This is a genomic window from Oceanisphaera arctica (genome assembly GCF_002936955.1).
Lineage (GTDB): Bacteria > Pseudomonadota > Gammaproteobacteria > Enterobacterales > Aeromonadaceae > Oceanimonas > Oceanimonas arctica.
Genome location: NZ_MPZM01000001.1, coordinates 24,869 through 40,700, shown reverse-complemented (window position 1 = coordinate 40,700; position 15,832 = coordinate 24,869). Strand labels below are relative to the sequence as shown.

General features: G+C 58.0%; 14 protein-coding genes and 1 pseudogene. 12 read left to right on the top strand and 3 right to left on the bottom strand.

Going from position 1 to position 15,832, the window contains the following annotated elements; all coding sequences use genetic code 11:
- Positions 1 to 49 precede the first annotated feature (49 nt).
- From UN63_RS00215 to UN63_RS00200, 3 genes are all read left to right on the top strand, one after another.
- Positions 50 to 832, top strand: a complete 783-nt coding sequence (locus UN63_RS00215) for an IclR family transcriptional regulator domain-containing protein (protein ID WP_104484782.1) — start codon at positions 50 to 52, stop codon at positions 830 to 832.
- A gap of 384 nt (positions 833 to 1,216) precedes the next feature.
- Positions 1,217 to 1,690 carry a hypothetical protein gene (locus UN63_RS17350; protein WP_280530378.1) on the top strand — a complete coding sequence of 158 codons (474 nt, stop codon included), beginning with the start codon at positions 1,217 to 1,219 and terminating at the stop codon, positions 1,688 to 1,690.
- A 49-nt stretch (positions 1,691 to 1,739) separates the two neighbouring features.
- Positions 1,740 to 3,056 carry an amidohydrolase gene (locus tag UN63_RS00200; RefSeq protein WP_104484781.1) on the top strand — a complete coding sequence of 439 codons (1,317 nt, stop codon included), beginning with the start codon at positions 1,740 to 1,742 and terminating at the stop codon, positions 3,054 to 3,056.
- Positions 3,057 to 3,259: 203 nt separating this feature from the next.
- On the opposite strand, the pseudogene UN63_RS00195 reads toward UN63_RS00200, so the two are convergent.
- A pseudogene (locus tag UN63_RS00195) lies at positions 3,260 to 3,820 on the bottom strand (IS5 family transposase).
- 112 nt (positions 3,821 to 3,932) lie between these two features.
- On the bottom strand, positions 3,933 to 4,835 hold the full coding sequence (locus UN63_RS00190; RefSeq protein WP_104484780.1) for a LysR family transcriptional regulator: 903 nt from the start codon (positions 4,833 to 4,835) through the stop codon (positions 3,933 to 3,935).
- A 107-nt stretch (positions 4,836 to 4,942) separates the two neighbouring features.
- Between UN63_RS00190 and UN63_RS00185 the strand changes: the two genes are divergently transcribed.
- The 9 genes from UN63_RS00185 (at position 4,943) to UN63_RS00145 (ending at position 13,964) form a co-directional block, all read left to right on the top strand.
- Complete coding sequence (locus UN63_RS00185) at positions 4,943 to 6,061, top strand: muconate/chloromuconate family cycloisomerase (protein WP_104484779.1); 1,119 nt, start codon at positions 4,943 to 4,945, stop codon at positions 6,059 to 6,061.
- A 35-nt stretch (positions 6,062 to 6,096) separates the two neighbouring features.
- Positions 6,097 to 6,387: a muconolactone Delta-isomerase gene (gene catC, locus UN63_RS00180; RefSeq protein WP_104484778.1), complete on the top strand. Its 291-nt coding sequence runs from the start codon at positions 6,097 to 6,099 to the stop codon at positions 6,385 to 6,387.
- A 59-nt stretch (positions 6,388 to 6,446) separates the two neighbouring features.
- Positions 6,447 to 7,376, top strand: coding sequence for a catechol 1,2-dioxygenase (gene catA, locus UN63_RS00175; protein WP_104484777.1), 930 nt, complete (start codon positions 6,447 to 6,449; stop codon positions 7,374 to 7,376).
- 107 nt (positions 7,377 to 7,483) lie between these two features.
- The gene (locus UN63_RS00170) at positions 7,484 to 8,860 is read left to right on the top strand and encodes a Rieske 2Fe-2S domain-containing protein (RefSeq protein ID WP_104484776.1); all 1,377 of its coding nucleotides are present in this window, start codon (positions 7,484 to 7,486) and stop codon (positions 8,858 to 8,860) included.
- Complete coding sequence (gene benB, locus UN63_RS00165) at positions 8,857 to 9,342, top strand: benzoate 1,2-dioxygenase small subunit (RefSeq protein ID WP_219821040.1); 486 nt, start codon at positions 8,857 to 8,859, stop codon at positions 9,340 to 9,342. Before UN63_RS00170 ends, benB begins: the two co-directional genes overlap by 4 nt.
- A 19-nt stretch (positions 9,343 to 9,361) precedes the next feature.
- Entirely contained in the window at positions 9,362 to 10,390 is a 1,029-nt protein-coding gene (benC, locus tag UN63_RS00160; RefSeq protein WP_104484774.1) for a benzoate 1,2-dioxygenase electron transfer component BenC, read from the top strand.
- Positions 10,387 to 11,166, top strand: coding sequence for a benzoate diol dehydrogenase BenD (benD, locus tag UN63_RS00155; protein WP_104484773.1), 780 nt, complete (start codon positions 10,387 to 10,389; stop codon positions 11,164 to 11,166). The genes benC and benD overlap by 4 nt, the downstream gene beginning before the upstream one ends.
- Before the next feature lie 104 nt (positions 11,167 to 11,270).
- Positions 11,271 to 12,620 carry an MFS transporter gene (locus tag UN63_RS00150; protein WP_104484772.1) on the top strand — a complete coding sequence of 450 codons (1,350 nt, stop codon included), beginning with the start codon at positions 11,271 to 11,273 and terminating at the stop codon, positions 12,618 to 12,620.
- A gap of 78 nt (positions 12,621 to 12,698) precedes the next feature.
- Positions 12,699 to 13,964, top strand: coding sequence for a benzoate/H(+) symporter BenE family transporter (locus UN63_RS00145; protein WP_104484771.1), 1,266 nt, complete (start codon positions 12,699 to 12,701; stop codon positions 13,962 to 13,964).
- Between the two features lie 152 nt (positions 13,965 to 14,116).
- On the opposite strand, the gene UN63_RS00140 is transcribed toward UN63_RS00145, so the two are convergent.
- Positions 14,117 to 15,784, bottom strand: coding sequence for a sensor domain-containing diguanylate cyclase (locus UN63_RS00140; RefSeq protein ID WP_104484770.1), 1,668 nt, complete (start codon positions 15,782 to 15,784; stop codon positions 14,117 to 14,119).
- Positions 15,785 to 15,832: the final 48 nt, after the last annotated feature.

The following is a 15,832-nucleotide window of genomic DNA, read 5'->3' as shown; positions in this document are numbered from 1 at the left end:
TACCATGGGTAACACCTTTATCCAGCAAGACCGCAACAGGAAACACCGCATGAACCAGGACGACAAACTCAACCCGGACGATCGCGACTTCGTCACCGCGCTGGCCAGCGGACTGGAGGTATTACAGGCGTTCGATCAGAACAGCCCGCGTATGACCCTGAGCGAAGTGGCGGCCAAAACCGGCATGAACCGGGCCAAGGCCAGACGCTTTCTGCTGACCCTGCATGCGCTGGATTATCTGAAAAAACAGCACCGTCATTTCGAGCTGACTCCCAAGGTGCTGCAACTGGGTCATGCCTTTCTGTCGGTCAACCGCTACGGCACCATGATCCAGCCTTATCTGGAAGACATCACCCGCCAAATCAACGAATCCACCTCGCTCGGTATCCTCGACGGCGACGAAGTGGTTTATATTGCGCGTTCTGCGGCGGAACATCGCCTGATGACAATACAGTTGTCGGTGGGCACCCGACTGCCCGCCGCCTATACCTCGATGGGCCGGGTGCTGCTGGCCCAGCTGCCGGCCGCCGAACAGAGCGCCTTCCTGGCTCAGGTCCGGTTGCAGGCACACACAGAGCGGAGCATCGTCGAACCCGATGAGTTACAAAAACAGCTGGAAGAAGTGCGCCGGCAAGGGTATGCCATCGTCGATCAGGAGCTGGACTCCGGCCTGCGTTCTATCGCGGTGCCGGTGTTCGATCAGCAGGGCTTCCTGCTGGGGGCAATCAATATCAGCACCAACGCGGGTCGGGTAAACATGGAAACACTGATCGGGCGCTTCCTGCCGTTACTGCAGGAAAAAGCCAGTCTGATACGAATGGCAGTGAGTTGAGACAAATCAGGGATAACGTCCGCTAAGTCGGTTTTCTACCAACTCCGCCAGTATGGTGTTCACCAGCCGCATCACCGCATTGGGGTTTTCACCGCGACGACGCTAGGCGATCACAGTGGTGGTGAGCTGGTCGTCGGCGACCGACACGAAATCCACGCCATCCCGGCGCAGCTTTTTCACCTGTTCGGGCACCTGGGCAAAGCCCATGTTCGAGGTCCGAGGCTCGGGTCAGGTTCAACTCTTGTGCCACCACCACGAAATATCGCAGGTGCCTCATCCATATCTACAGAGTATTACTCATGACCTAATCAATATTGGTTCACATCACCTCGACATCGTAACCTTTCCGTAACAAAGCGCCATCCGGCAAGTTCAGGTGATTACATGTCAGCAACCATTCAGTCTATCGAAGCGATGCTGGTCGACATTCCGACCATACGCCCGCACCAACTGTCCATGACCACCATGGCCGTTCAGACCATGGTTATCGTGCGCATGAAAGGCTCCGATGGTCTGGAGGGAATCGGCGAAGCCACCATCGGCGGCCTGGCCTACGGGCCGGAAAGCCCCGAAAGCGTCAAGCTGACCATAGATACCTACTTCCCCCCCCCTGCTGCTCGGTCAGCCGGCGGACAACATCAATACCCTGAGGGTAAGGCTGGACGCCAGTACCCGTGGCAACAACCTGGCCAAGTCCGCCATCGAGACCGCTCTGCACCTGTTGTTCGACCTGGCAGAAGCAGATGGCATTGGCAGCTTTATCGAACTGGTTCCCAACCTGGACGATCCACGGGATCTGTTCACCCTGACCCGGGGCGGACAAAAGCACAGTCGTCTGCGCAAGGCAGCCTGGCCTGAACCAAGATTAACAGGCAGCCCAACCCCTACTTAATACGAGGAACTCATCATGAAAGCGATCCCGTCATTCAAGCGCGCCGCCCTGGCCTTGGCCCTGAGCGGTATGTTTGCCCTGTCCCTGCCGGGCATGGCAAACAACCACGATGTCCTGTCCGATGGCGTTCAGCAACGCATTGAGCAGCTTACGCCTCAGGTGGTGTCCTGGCGGCGGGATATTCACCAGCACCCTGAGCTCGGCAACCGGGAATTCCGTACCGCCGGCCTGGTGGCGGAACACCTCAAGGCTCTCGGCATGGAAGTACGCACCGGCATCGCTCATACCGGGGTGGTGGGCATTCTCAAGGGTGGCAAGCCAGGCCCCGTAGTGGCGCTGCGCGCCGACATGGACGCCCTGCCGGTTACCGAAGACACCGGGCTGTCCTTTGCCTCCACCGTGCGAACCCAGTTCAACGGTGAAGAGGTCGGTGTGGCCCACTCCTGTGGTCACGACATGCATGTGGCCATCCTGATGGGCGCCGCCCAGGTGTTGGCCGAAATGAAGGACGAGCTGACCGGGACCGTGATCTTCGTGTTCCAGCCCGCCGAGGAAGGGGCGCCCGCCGGTGAGGAAGGCGGCGCCAAGCTGATGCTGAAGGAAGGCCTCTTTGCCGACCTGAAGCCGGATGCCATGTTCGGCCTGCATGTCATGACCAGTCCGCTGGGCGAGATCTCGGTACGCGCCCAGGGACAACTGGCATCCTCGGATCAGTTCAATATCACCATCCAGGGCAAACAGACCCATGGTGGCATGCCCTGGAACGGGATAGACCCCATCGTGACCGCCAGCCAGGTGGTGATGGGCCTGCAAGCCATACCGGCCCGCCAGCTGGACGCCACCCGGACCCCCTCGGTGATCTCCATTGGCGCCATCAAGGGTGGTGTACGCGGTAACATTGTGCCCGACACGGTGGAAATGGAAGGCACCATACGAACCTTCGACAATACCACCCGGGAGGAGATCCATGAGCGCATGGAGCGGACCGCGGTGAACATTGCCGAAAGCGCGGGGGCCACCGCCGAAGTAAAAATCACTCGGGGTTATCCGGCTACCATCAACGACATTGAACTGACCAAGGCCATGAGCCCCACCCTGCAGCGGCTGGCCGGTGACAAGTTCCGTGAGGCCAGACGCAGCATGGCGTCGGAAGATTTTGCCTATTTCGCCGGTGAAGTGCCCAGCATGTATATCTTCCTGGGTACCCGCCCCGAGGGTGTCCCCCTGGCCTACCCCAACCACTCGCCGAAATTCAACCCGGACGAAGGGGCCCTGCCAATCGGCGTCAGCGCCATGACCGCCCTGGTACTGGACTACACCAAGAGTCATTAATACTCGGGATGGCGTCATCAAGACCGCATGACGCTACCTTTTTATCGTGATGGAGAAGAACCAACCTCAATAGCTAAATCAATATTCTGCCAACACAACTTCAAGGATGAAGACGCTGCCCTTTCCCGCCGTACTCTACTGTACGGAGGACTTTTTCGTCCTGTTATATGAAACCACCGACAGATACCAGGGCGTGTTCTCAATTACGCTAACCAGATAACCGTTGATACGAGACTCAGCATCAACTGGTAGTTTTTCGCCAGTCGTTCGTACCTCGTTGCTAGGCGACGAAATTGCTTCAACTTTTGGAAAAAACGCTCTACCAAGTTGCGATCTTTGTAGACACCTCGATCAAGCGGCCTTGGGTGTAGGCGGTTTTTTCTTGATGTTTCGTTGTCAGTCCACCTCTGGACTTTCCCATGACTTCGATGCCTTGCGCTGTTTTTTGCAGCCCCGTGCTGATGAACACGAACGATGCCGCCATCGACCATAAGCTATTCAAAATCAGCCTCTTTGGATAACTCTTCCATTACCTTGAGCCAGACGCCCTTGTGAGACCAACGACTATATCGAACGTAAACGCGGTGCCAATGGCCATAAAACTCGGGTAAATCCCGCCACGGTGAGCCGGTTCGAGCAATCCAGAGCACCGCTTCAACGAACTTGCGGTTATCACGTGCTGTCACGCCTCTATCGCTTGCTTTACCAGGAAGCAGTTCCTTGATCCGCCCCCATTGATCATCTCGTAGCCAGTAGTACCTCATCAGCCGTTACCCAAAATGCAATAAAGGTATCGATGAGGCTTGAAATATCAAATGAGAACATCCCCTAATGAAATTGGTATGAATTGGAGGTAAACGCCTCCCATACCGGTAATCAGGGATAACGTCCGCTGAGTCGGTTTTCTACCAGCTCCCCCAGTATGGTGTTCACCAGCCGCATCACCGCATTGGGATTTTCACCGCGGCGACGCGAGGCGATCACCGGCGTGGTGATGTTCTCATCGGCCACCGTCACGAACTCCACTCCCTCCCGTCGCAGCTTCTTCACCTGCTCGGGCACCAGCGCAAACCCCATGTCCGATGCAACCAATGACAACGCCGTCTGTAGATCGTTGACTTGCTGAATCACCTGTATCTTCAGGCCACGACGATGAAACAGCCCCAGTGCCACATCGGAAAAGTTGGGACCACTGCCGGCAGGAAAGGTCACTATCGGCACCTCGGCCAGTTGCTGCATGGTCGGCTGCTTTCCGGTCAGGGGATGACCCGCAGGCAGGGCGGCAATCAGGGGTTCATTGAACAGCATTTCCTGCTCCACGTCCGGATCGTCGATACGTATCCGGCCAAAACCGATGTCGATCTTGCCGCTCTTGAGTGCTTCTATCTGTTCCCGGGTTTTCAGCTCGTGCAACACGATTTCCAGATTCTTGTTACGGCGCAGACGACGCACCATCAAGGGTAACTGACCGTAGAACACCGACGGTACAAAGCCGATGGAAAAGACCGTCTTGCGATGCTGGGCCACCTGACGCGTGCCTTCGATGCTGGCGTCGAGCTTGTCCATGATGGTATGCACCTGCTGCAGAAAATACTGGCCGCCCTGGGTTAGCTCCAGCCCCCGGGGCTTGCGAATAAACAGCTGTACCTCCAGCTCCTCTTCGAGCTGCTTGATCTGCCGGGTCAGTGGCGGCTGGGCAATAAACAGCTTCTCGGCGGCTCGGGTCAGGTTCAACTCTTGTGCCACCACCACGAAATACCGCAGGTGCCTTAACTCCATCCATACCTCCAGGGTATCACTCGCAACTTAATCAATATTGGTTCACATTCATTCAACATCGTAACCTTCCAGCAACAAGGCACCGACCGGTAATACCAGGAGATTACATGTCAGCAACCATCCAGTCCATTGAAGCTATCCTGGTCGATATTCCGACCATACGCCCGCACCAGCTTTCCATGACCACCATGGCCATTCAGACCATGGTTATCGTACGTATGAAAGACTCGAACGGTATCGAAGGGCTGGGTGAGGCGACCACCATAGGCGGCTTGGCCTACGGCCCGGAAAGCCCCGAAAGTGTCAAACTGACCATAGATACCTACTTCGCCCCCCTACTGCTCGGCCAGCCGGCGGACAACATCAATACCCTGAGGGTAAGGCTGGACGCCAGCACCCGTGGCAACAACCTGGCCAAGTCCGCCATCGAAACCGCCCTGCTGGATATGCTGGGCAAGCGGCTAAACCGCCCCCTGTCCGATCTGCTGGGCGGCGCCATTCATCAGCACATCCCCGTGCTCTGGACCCTGGCCAGCGGCGATACCGCGAAAGACATCGATGAAGCCCAGAGCCTGATCGCCGCCAAACGTCATTGTGACTTCAAACTGAAAATCGGCTCTCGTGCGCTGATGGACGATGTGCGCCACGTGGCCGCCATCAAGGCCGCCGTGGGCGACAGCGCCAGCGTACGCGTCGATGTCAACCAGGCCTGGGATGAAGCCACCGCCGCCAAGGGCATGGCCGAGCTGCAGGCCGCCGGCATCGACCTGGTCGAGCAGCCCACCCCGATGAAGGATCTGGCGGCGCTGGTACGCCTGTCCGTAAAATTCCATCTGCCCATTCTGGCCGACGAAGCCGTATCCGATGCCACCGACATGTTCAGCCTGGCGTCCGCCGGCTTTGCCGGGGCCGTGGCCCTGAAAATTTCCAAGGCCGGCGGCCCGCTCCGGGCGCTGGAAGTAGCCACCGTGGCCAGTGCGGCCGGTATCGGTCTCTATGGTGGCACCCTGCTGGAAGGCACCATCGGCTCCGTTGCCGCGCTGCATGCCTGGTCTACGCTCGAAAAAATTCATTGGGGTACCGAGATGTTCGGCCCGCTGCTGATGAAGGACGACATAGTGGTCAATCGATTGAACTTCCATGACAACGGCGTTGCGCTGCCCACCGGCCCGGGCCTCGGCGTCGATATCGACGAAGACAAACTGACTTACTATCGCCGCAAATAACCCAGCCGCACTCATTACCAAACGGAGAAAAAACCATGCTGTTCAAAGTCGAGATGAAGGTAAATATCCCCCATGACATGCCGGCCGACGTCATTGCCGACATCAAGGCGCGGGAAAAAGCCTACGCTCAGGAGTTGCAGACTCAGGGCAAGTGGCGCCACCTGTGGCGGGTAGCCGGCAGCTACGCCAACGTCAGCATCTTCGATGTCGCCGACAATACCGAACTGCAGGACCTGATAAGCGCCCTGCCCCTGTTCCCTTTCATGGACATCAGTGTTGCCCCCTTGTGTCGGCATCCCTCGTCCATTCACGAGGATGACCGCTAAGCATCCGAACGCCCTTCGACCAAATAAAACAAAATAAAGACACGCAAGGAGTCAGAGCAATGTCAGTCAAAACCATGGAAACGCAGGAAGTTATCGAGCTGCTGGAAAAAGTGGCAGGATTCAATCAGACCGGTGGTAACGATAGGGTCAAGACCATCATTCACCGTGTGATGCACGATGTGTTTCAGATCATCGAAGATCTGGACATCAGCCCGGAAGAATTCTGGAGTGCCGTTTACTACATCAACGAGCTGGGCAAAAACGGCGAAGCCGCCCTGCTGGCCCCGGGCCTGGGGATGGACAAGTATCTGGATATCCGCATGGATGCCGAAGACGAACTGGCCGGCCTGGCCGGTGGCACGCCGCGCACCATCGAAGGTCCGCTGTACGTGGCCGGCGCACCCCTGAGCGAAGGTTTCGCCCGCATGGACGACGGCACCCAGAACGGTGAAACCATGATCCTCACGGGTTTGGTCACCGACCAGAACGGTCAGCCCCTGGCCGATGCCATCGTCGATATCTGGCACGCCGACCTGAAAGGCGCCTACTCCTACTTCGATCAGTCCCAGAGCGAGTACAACCTGCGCCGCCGCATCAAGACCGACGCCGAGGGTCGCTACACCGCCCAAAGCATCATTCCGTCAGGTTACGGCTGCCCGCCAGAAGGCTCAACCCAGGCACTGCTCAACCAGCTGGGTCGTCACGGCAACCGCCCTGCACATATCCATTACTTCGTTTCCAAGCCGAACTACAAGCACCTGACCACCCAGATCAACCTGGCCGGTGACGAATACACCTTTGATGACTTCGCCTTCGCCACCCGCGACGAGCTGGTAGTAGACGCCGTTCGTGTCGAGGATGCCACGGCAGCCGAGCAGTACGGCCTGAGCAAGCCGTTCACCCGCGTGGAATTCAATATCCAGCTGGTGTCGACCGACAAGACCGAGCTGCAGAGCCGCCACGAGCGCCTGCGCGCCCTGGAAAGCTAACCGACCAAGACTGCCTCCCGACAGCAGAGCCAGCCCGTCACACGCGGGCTGGCCCGGGGAGACTCACGCCCGAAAAAGGGCAACAGCATCACATGGAGTGACGAAACATGACTCGCCAACTCGACCGACTCGAAAAAAAAATCCGCGGTGCGGTAGAAGCCGACCCGACTACCGGCCACTATCGCTGTGACCGTGGCGTCTTCACCGATCAGGAACTGTTCGACCTGGAGATGAAACACATCTTCGAAGGAAACTGGGTTTACCTGGCGCACGAAAGCCAGCTGGAAAATCCCGGTGATTATTACACTACTACCGTAGGTCGCCAGCCGGTGGTGATCACCCGCACCAAGGAAGGTGAACTGCAGGCATTGCTGAACACCTGTTCTCACCGTGGCGCCACCCTGTGCCGCAAGAAGCGCGGCAACAAGGCCTCCTTCACCTGCCCCTTCCATGGCTGGACCTTCAAGAACGATGGCAAGCTGCTGAAAGCCCGCGATCAGAAGAAGGGTGGCTACCCGGAAAACTTCAACACCGACAGTTCCCACGATCTGAAGCACCTGCCGAAGTTCGAGTCTTACCGTGGCTTCCTGTTCGGCAGTCTGAATGCGGACGTGCTGCCGCTGACCGAGTATCTGGGTGAAACCACTAAAGTCATCGATAACATGGTCGATCAGGCCGAAGATGGCATCGAAATTCTGCGTGGCACCTCTACCTATACCTATGAAGGCAACTGGAAGCTGACCGCCGAAAACGGCGCCGACGGCTATCACGTAGGCACAGTGCACTGGAACTACCTGTCCACCATGGGCCAGCGCAACTATGACAAGGGCGGCACCGAGGCCGTGGATGCCAAGAGCTGGTCCAACGAGGGCGGTTTTTACGGCTTCGAACACGGTCACATGATGCTGTGGACCCGCTTGACCAACCCCCAGGTGCGCCCGGTTTACAGCCAACTCGAGCGGTTGCAGGAAAAAGTGGGCGAGGCCCGGGCCGACGCCATCGTCAACACCACCAAGAACCTGTGTGTGTATCCCAACGTCTATCTGATGGATCAATTTTCCACCCAAATCCGTGTGTTGCGCCCGATTGCCGTCAACAAGACCGAAATCACCATTTACTGCTGGGCACCGAAGAACGAACCGGCAGCCGATCGCGCCAAGCGTCTGCGCCAGTACGAAGACTTCTTCAACGTCAGTGGTATGGGTACGCCGGACGATCTGGAAGAATTCCGCGCCTGCCAGCAGGGTTACGAGGCCAGCGGCCTGAAGTGGAACGACATGAGCCGGGGCGCCGCCCACTGGATTGAAGGCCCGGATGCCGGCGCCGATGCCATCGACCTCAAGCCGATTCTCAGCGGCACCAAGCCGGAAGATGAAGGCTTGTACGTGACCCATCACCAGCACTGGGTAAAAGAGATGCTGCAGGCGGTTGAAACCGAACGAGCCCAGCTCATTTCCATCACTTCCATGGAGGCATCAGAATGAACTTTGAACAGATTCAGGCGTTTATCTACCGCGAAGCCCGTCTGCTGGACGACCGCCAATGGGACGAGTGGCTCAAGTGCTACAGCGAGAACGTCGTCTACTGGATGCCGGCCTGGGACGACGAAGATCAGCTGACCGAGAACCCCCAGACCGAAATTTCGCTGATCTATTATCCGAACCGTGATGGCCTGGAAGACAGGGTGTACCGGATAAAGACCGAACGCTCTGGTGCCAGCTCCATGCCGGAGCCGCGCACCACTCACCAGACCTGCAACCTGGAGATCCTGTCCCGGGAAGGCAACGAGGTGAAACTGCGCTTCAACTGGCAGACCAACAGCCATCGCTACCACAAGACTGAAAGCTTTTTCGGTACCTCCTTCTACACCCTGGATATCAGCGGCGAACAGCCCCTGATCACCGAGAAGAAGGTAGTTCTGAACAACGATTACATCAATCAGGTGATTGATATCTATCACCTGTAAGGGGTGGGGAGAAACCAACATGAGTTACAACATCGCGCTCAACTTTGAAGACGGCGTTACCCGCTTCATCAGCTGTAATGAAGGGGAAACCGTACTGGATGCGGCCTACCGCAACCAGATCAACCTGCCGATGGACTGCTCCGACGGCGTATGCGGCACCTGCAAGGGCAGCTGCCACCAGGGCAAATTCGACCTGGGTGACGAGTACATCGACGAAGCACTGACCGACGATGAAGTCGATCAGGGCCTGATATTGACCTGCCAGATGGTGCCCGCCAGCGACTGTGTGGTGGACATCCCCGTCGCGTCCAGTATGTGCAAGACCGGCATCGCCAGGGTTCAGGGTAGTGTGCTCGAGGTGAACCTGATTTCTCCCACCGCCATCGAACTGAACGTCACCGCAGACGACGATATTGCCTTTCTGCCGGGCCAGTATGTGAATATTCGAGTGCCGGGCACCGAAGAGGTCCGTGCCTATTCGTTCAGCTCCAGGCCTGGCAGCCGGGAGCTGAGCTTCCTGATCCGCAACGTGCCCGGCGGCCTGATGAGCAGTTATCTGATCGGTCAGTGCAAGGCCGGAGACGCGCTGACACTCACCGGTCCCATGGGCAGCTTTTACCTGCGCCCGGTGGAACGTCCGGTGTTGATGTTGGCCGGTGGCACCGGCCTGGCGCCCTTCCTCGCCATGTTGGAGCACCTCAAGGCCAAGGGTGCCGAGCAGCCGGCTCACCTGATCTACGGTGTTACCAACGATGACGATCTGGTGTGTGTCAAAGAACTGGAGCAGTTTGCCGCGGAAATAGAGAACTTTACCTTCAAAACCGTGGTGGCCAGCCCCGACAGTGCTCACCCGCTTAAAGGCTACGTGACCAACCATATGCAAGATGCGCCCATCCATCACGGCGAGGTGGATGTCTACCTGTGTGGACCGCCCCCCATGGTGGACGCCGTACTGGGCTACTTCCGCGAGCAGGGCATCAAGCCGAACTCCTTCCATTACGAGAAGTTCACCCCCAGCGTCGCCGCCGTTGCCGGGGCGGTAGCATGAAGCCGCGCTTCAGTAACAAGGTGATGGTGATCACCGGCGCCGCCCAGGGTATCGGCCGGCGCGTGGCCGAACGAGCGGCGGAAGAAGGGGCCAGGCTGGTGCTGGTGGATCTGGCCGACCATGTGTTCGAACTGGCAGCCGAGTTTAACCAGCAGGGCGTAGAGGCCATCGCCGTCAAGGCCAACCTGGAGACCTGGGACGGCGCAGACAGCGTCATGACCCAGGCCGCCGAGCATTTTGGGGGGATCGACATTCTGGTCAACAACGTAGGCGGCACCATCTGGGCCCAACCCTACGAGCATTACAGCCCGGAACAGATCGAGAAAGAGGTACAGCGCTCGCTGTTTCCCACCCTCTGGTGCTGCCGGGCCGTGTTGCCCCACCTGCTGAAACGTGAGGGAGGCGCCATCGTCAACGTGTCTTCCGTGGCCACCCGTGGCCTGATGCGGGTGCCCTATGCCGCGGCCAAGGGCGGAGTCAACGCCCTGACCGTGGCACTGGCGTTCGAATATGCCGAGCACGGCATTCGGGTCAATGCCACCGCCCCGGGTGGCACCGAAGCCCCGCCCCGGCTGACCCCGCGCAACACCGAAGCACAAAGTGAACGCGAGCAACAGTGGTACCAGACCCTGGTGGATCAGACCAAGGCCACCAGCTTGATGCATCGCTACGGCACCCTGGACGAACAGGCCGGCGCCATTCTGTTTCTCGCCAGTGACGATGCCAGCTACATCACCGGCACCATACTCCCCGTCGCCGGCGGGGATCTGGGCTGATGTAAAGAAGGCTGCCCAACGGAAAGAGCAGCCTTTTGTGTGAACGGAAGGGATACATTCCCCCGGACTCCAGACTTAAGGACAATATTCGGAGTAATACCGCAATGAGAAATATCGATGTCAATGCAACCATAGACAACGCCAGCTTCACCCCCTTTCACTGGAAGGTGCTGTTCTGGTGTTCCCTCATCATTATTTTCGACGGTTACGACCTGGTGATCTACGGCGTGGTGCTGCCACTGCTGATGGACCAATGGGCTCTCAACCCCTATGTGGCCGGCCTGCTCGGCAGCAGTGCCCTGTTCGGCATGATGTTTGGCGCCATGGGCTTTGGCATGCTGTCGGATCGACTCGGACGCAAGAAAACCATCCTTATCTGCGTGGTGCTGTTCAGCCTCACCACCTGCATCAACGGCCTGGTTACCAATCCCTGGCAATTCGGCATATTGCGCTTTATCGCCGGCCTGGGAATAGGTGGCGTCATGCCCAACGTGGTGTCCTTGATGAGTGAATACTCGCCGAAGAGAAGCCGCAGCACCCTAGTAGCGCTGATGTTCAGCGGCTATGCGGTGGGCGGCATGATGTCTGCTGGTCTGGGTATCTGGATAGTGCCCAACTACGGCTGGCAGATCATGTTCTATCTGGCGATCGTACCCATGCTGTTGTTGCCGCTGATGATCAAGTACCTGCCCGAATCCGTGGCCTTTTTGATGGCGCAAGATCGCAAGGAAGAAGCCCGCGCGCTGCTGCAAAAAGTCGATCCAGACCAGCAGATCACTCGCCAGGACAAGCTGGTCGTCCCCCCTGCCAACGTGCAAAAGGCGCCGGTACTGGAGCTGTTCCGCGGTGGTCGCAAGCTGAGCACCCTGATGTTCTGGACCGCTTTCTTCTGCTGCCTGCTGATGGTGTATGCGCTGGGCTCCTGGCTGCCGAAACTGATGTCCGCGGCCGGTTACAACCTGGGATCCAGCCTGATGTTTCTGATGGTACTGAACATCGGCGCCATCGTCGGTGCCGTGGGCGGTGGCTGGCTGGCCGACCGTTTCTCGCTGCGATCCGTGCTGGTGAGCTTCTTCCTGCTGGCGTCCGCCTCGCTGGTGTCGCTCGGTTATCCGCATCCGATGTGGCTGCTGTATAGTCTTATGGCCGTGGCCGGGGCCACCACCATCGGCTCGCAGATCTTGCTGTATGCCTATGTAGCCCAGTTCTATCCGGCCAACATTCGCTCCACCGCACTGGGCTGGGCCTCCGGTATCGGCCGTAACGGTGCCATCGTCGGTCCCATGCTGGGGGGCACCCTGCTGGCATTGGCTCTGCCCCACCAGATGAACTTTCTGGCTCTGGCCGTACCCGGTGCGATCGCCACCGTGGCCATCGCCCTGGTTGGCCGCCGAAGCGCTCGTCTGGAGGCCAGCCAGGCTGGCCAGGAAACTCGCGTGGCGGCGAACGGCTAACCAGCTGCGGTTTCACCCTAGCCCCGGCCCCTGTGCCGGGGCTCTTTTATATGTGTTTCTCGATACAGGAGCAGAGCCTTGAACACTTTTCTGCGTGACTTGTCATTGCCTGCCGTTGTGGCCGGCTTTTTGGCCGTGCTGGTGTCCTACGCCGGGCCTCTTGCCATCTTCTTTCAGGCCGGCGCCAGTGCCGGGGTATCGGAACAGATGATGACCTCCTGGGTCTGGGCCATTTCCATGGGCGCGGCCCTCTCCGGTATTCTGCTGTCGCTCTGGCTCAGGGCCCCCATAGTGACCGCCTGGTCGGCACCGGGCACGGCGCTGCTGGTCACCCTGTTTCCCGAGTTGTCCCTGAACGAAGCGATCGGCGCCTATATTACCGCCGCAGCCGTCATGCTGTTGATTGGCGTCTCCGGTCTGTTCGATACCGTGGTTCGCCTCATTCCCAAAGGCGTGGCGGCCGGCATGATGGCCGGTATTTTGTTTCAGTTCGGCGTCGGCGCCTTCACCACCATGGAAAGCTCGCCTGCGCTGGCCATCGGCATGCTGATCACCTATGTCGTCTGTCGCCGGTTCTGGCCGACCTATACGCTGATCCTGCTGTTAATCGCCGGTGTGGTACTGGCCATGGTGCTGGAGGGGGCTTCCCTTGCCACCGTGCACTGGGAACTGGCCACGCCGCAGTTCATCAGCCCGGAGTGGACGCTGTCATCGACCCTCAGCCTGGCCCTGCCGCTGGTGCTGGTGAGCCTGACCGGGCAATTTTTGCCGGGCATGGCCGTGTTGCATAACGCCGGTTATCGGGTGAATGCCAGACCGGTGATCGGGGTCACCAGCCTGGTGTCTCTGCCCCTGGCCTTGTTCGGCGGCATCAGCATCGTCGTCGCCGCCATTACCGCCGCCATCTGCGCCGGTAAGGATGCTCACGAAGATCACGCCCGCCGCTATGTAGCCGGCGTATTCAATGGCGTCTTCTATCTGGTGGGCGGACTGTTCGCCGGTACCATTGTCAGCCTGTTCACCTCCCTGCCCTCGGCCTTTGTCGCCGTCTTGGCGGGCCTGGCCCTGCTCGGCGCCATCACCGGCAACTTGTTGACCGCCCTGGAAAATGCCCGCGAGCGCGAAGCCTCGTTGATCACCTTTATCGTCACCGCCTCCGGCCTGTCTTTATACGGTCTGTCATCGGCATTGTGGGGAGTGATCATCGGCTATGGCGTGCACCTGGTGCTGACCCACAGCTTGAACATGACTGACAAAAACCGGTGGTGGACGACACTGATCAGAAACAAGAGAGAGGCAATAAAGCAGAAAACAAAACCGCTTGAAAACGGCGGTGAGGTGTAATAACCCGACCTGGCCTTAATAGGCGGACACTGCTGAACGAGGCAATGCTGTGAACCCGGTTCAACCAAACGCGGCATCGCCCTGCCGGACAGCATTGCTGTCATGATAGCCAGCTGTTCCCCGCCATCTCATACTGCCTTAATCCACAGCTATCATGGCCAGCGGATGCTGACACCGTCTGCCAGTGAACTGAAACTTGACAGTCGATTTTCTGCCAATCCCTGAGTTACCTGACGGGCATCCTGGGGATAGTCAGATGACGGCGGTTCACCGATAAATTTCAACCCAATCCAGGTATTGCGGCCGCAGTGCTTGGCGGCATAGAGAGCCAGATCCGCCACCTTGAACATGGCGAGCCACTCATGTGCCGATTGCCGTGTGGCGGCCCACGGCAGGGTAAAGAAACCAATCGAGCAGGTCATGCTGAATGGAGCATGCTCAAGACCAAAGTGGAACCGAGCAACCTGCTGGCGGATCCGTTCTGCTATGGTACAGCCTATCTGTTCATCGATATTTTTACAGATGATCACAAACTCCTCGCCACCATAACGAACCAGAACATCCTCCCGGCGACTCAGTTCCTGCAGCAGACCGGCGATCTGCTGCAACACCAGATCGCCTACATCATGACCATGTACATCATTAATCCGCTTGAAATGGTCCAGATCCAGTGCCATTAACAACCAGCTGTGGGTTTCCGCCGATTGCATCCCGGTTTCCAGATACTGTTCCATGTAACGCCGGTTTTTAAGCGAAGTCAGGGAATCTGTCAGGCTGGCATCCATAAACTGCTGCCGCTCTGTCTTCAATAGCCCCAGGCTGACTTCCAGCTTGCGGGCCATCTTATAAAAACTCCTGGATAGCTGACCCAGCTCATCATGCCGACGCACCGGTTTGAAATGGTACAAACGATTGTCGTTGCCGAAGACCTCGGCCTGATGTTTCAGCTGCAAGATTGGCTTGATCAGCGACAACTGCAGGAAGCCATACGCCACCAACGCCACCAGGCTCCCGATGCCGAGGATGATGGCAATGGCATAATTCATTAACCGCAGCACCTGCTGATAGAAAGGCCGATCCCGATGAATAATCAGGCATAATTCCCTCTCTGGATTGTTGAGCAACGGAATAAAGCCGTGAGCAAGGCTTTCGGTGTCCGAGAGAAAAAGCACCTTCGATCCACCGTCGCCGGCAGCCGCCAATTTAAACTCCACCGGCAAGCGGATTCGATCGACCAGCTGCTGCCGGTAACCGGTATCGATAAACTTGCCGAAGAACAGAGTCCCGCGCAAGCGCCCTTCGCCATTGGAAGGCAGGATAGGGCTCGCCGCCAGTAAAAGGGGGCCAGCCGGGGTATCCAGGATGGCGGTTCCCCCTTGGTTGACCACCATATTGAAAGGATGCTCCGCCGAGAGTCGTGGTTGGTTCAGCAGCTTGCTGCTGGCCAGCAGCTCCGATGTCGCCGGCCCAGCTAACACGGTGTTGAGAATTTGGCCGTCGCCGTCGCTAATCAGAAACAGGTCTGCACCGATAATGTCCAGCTTGAGTCCTGTCAGGTTCGACACTGTGTATTCAGGATTGAGAGTCTGCACGTAATGATAAGTGTCATCCCATATCCCCCAGTCGAGGGAAAAACTCTGCAGCCGGTTTAGATCCCGCTGTATCGCCTGCTTGACACGTTCCAGATCCATATAGCGATACTTCATCTCGGTCGCTTCGATCTGAGGCAGGATAAACAGCTGAACGGTCAGCCATATCGCCAGAGTAATACCGGAGAGGAGCAATAACAGCCCCAGGATTAATTTGCTGCGGATTTGCATGAAGCCCCTCACTTGCAGTGAGTAGGATATCAACAAAAAAGCCCTGAC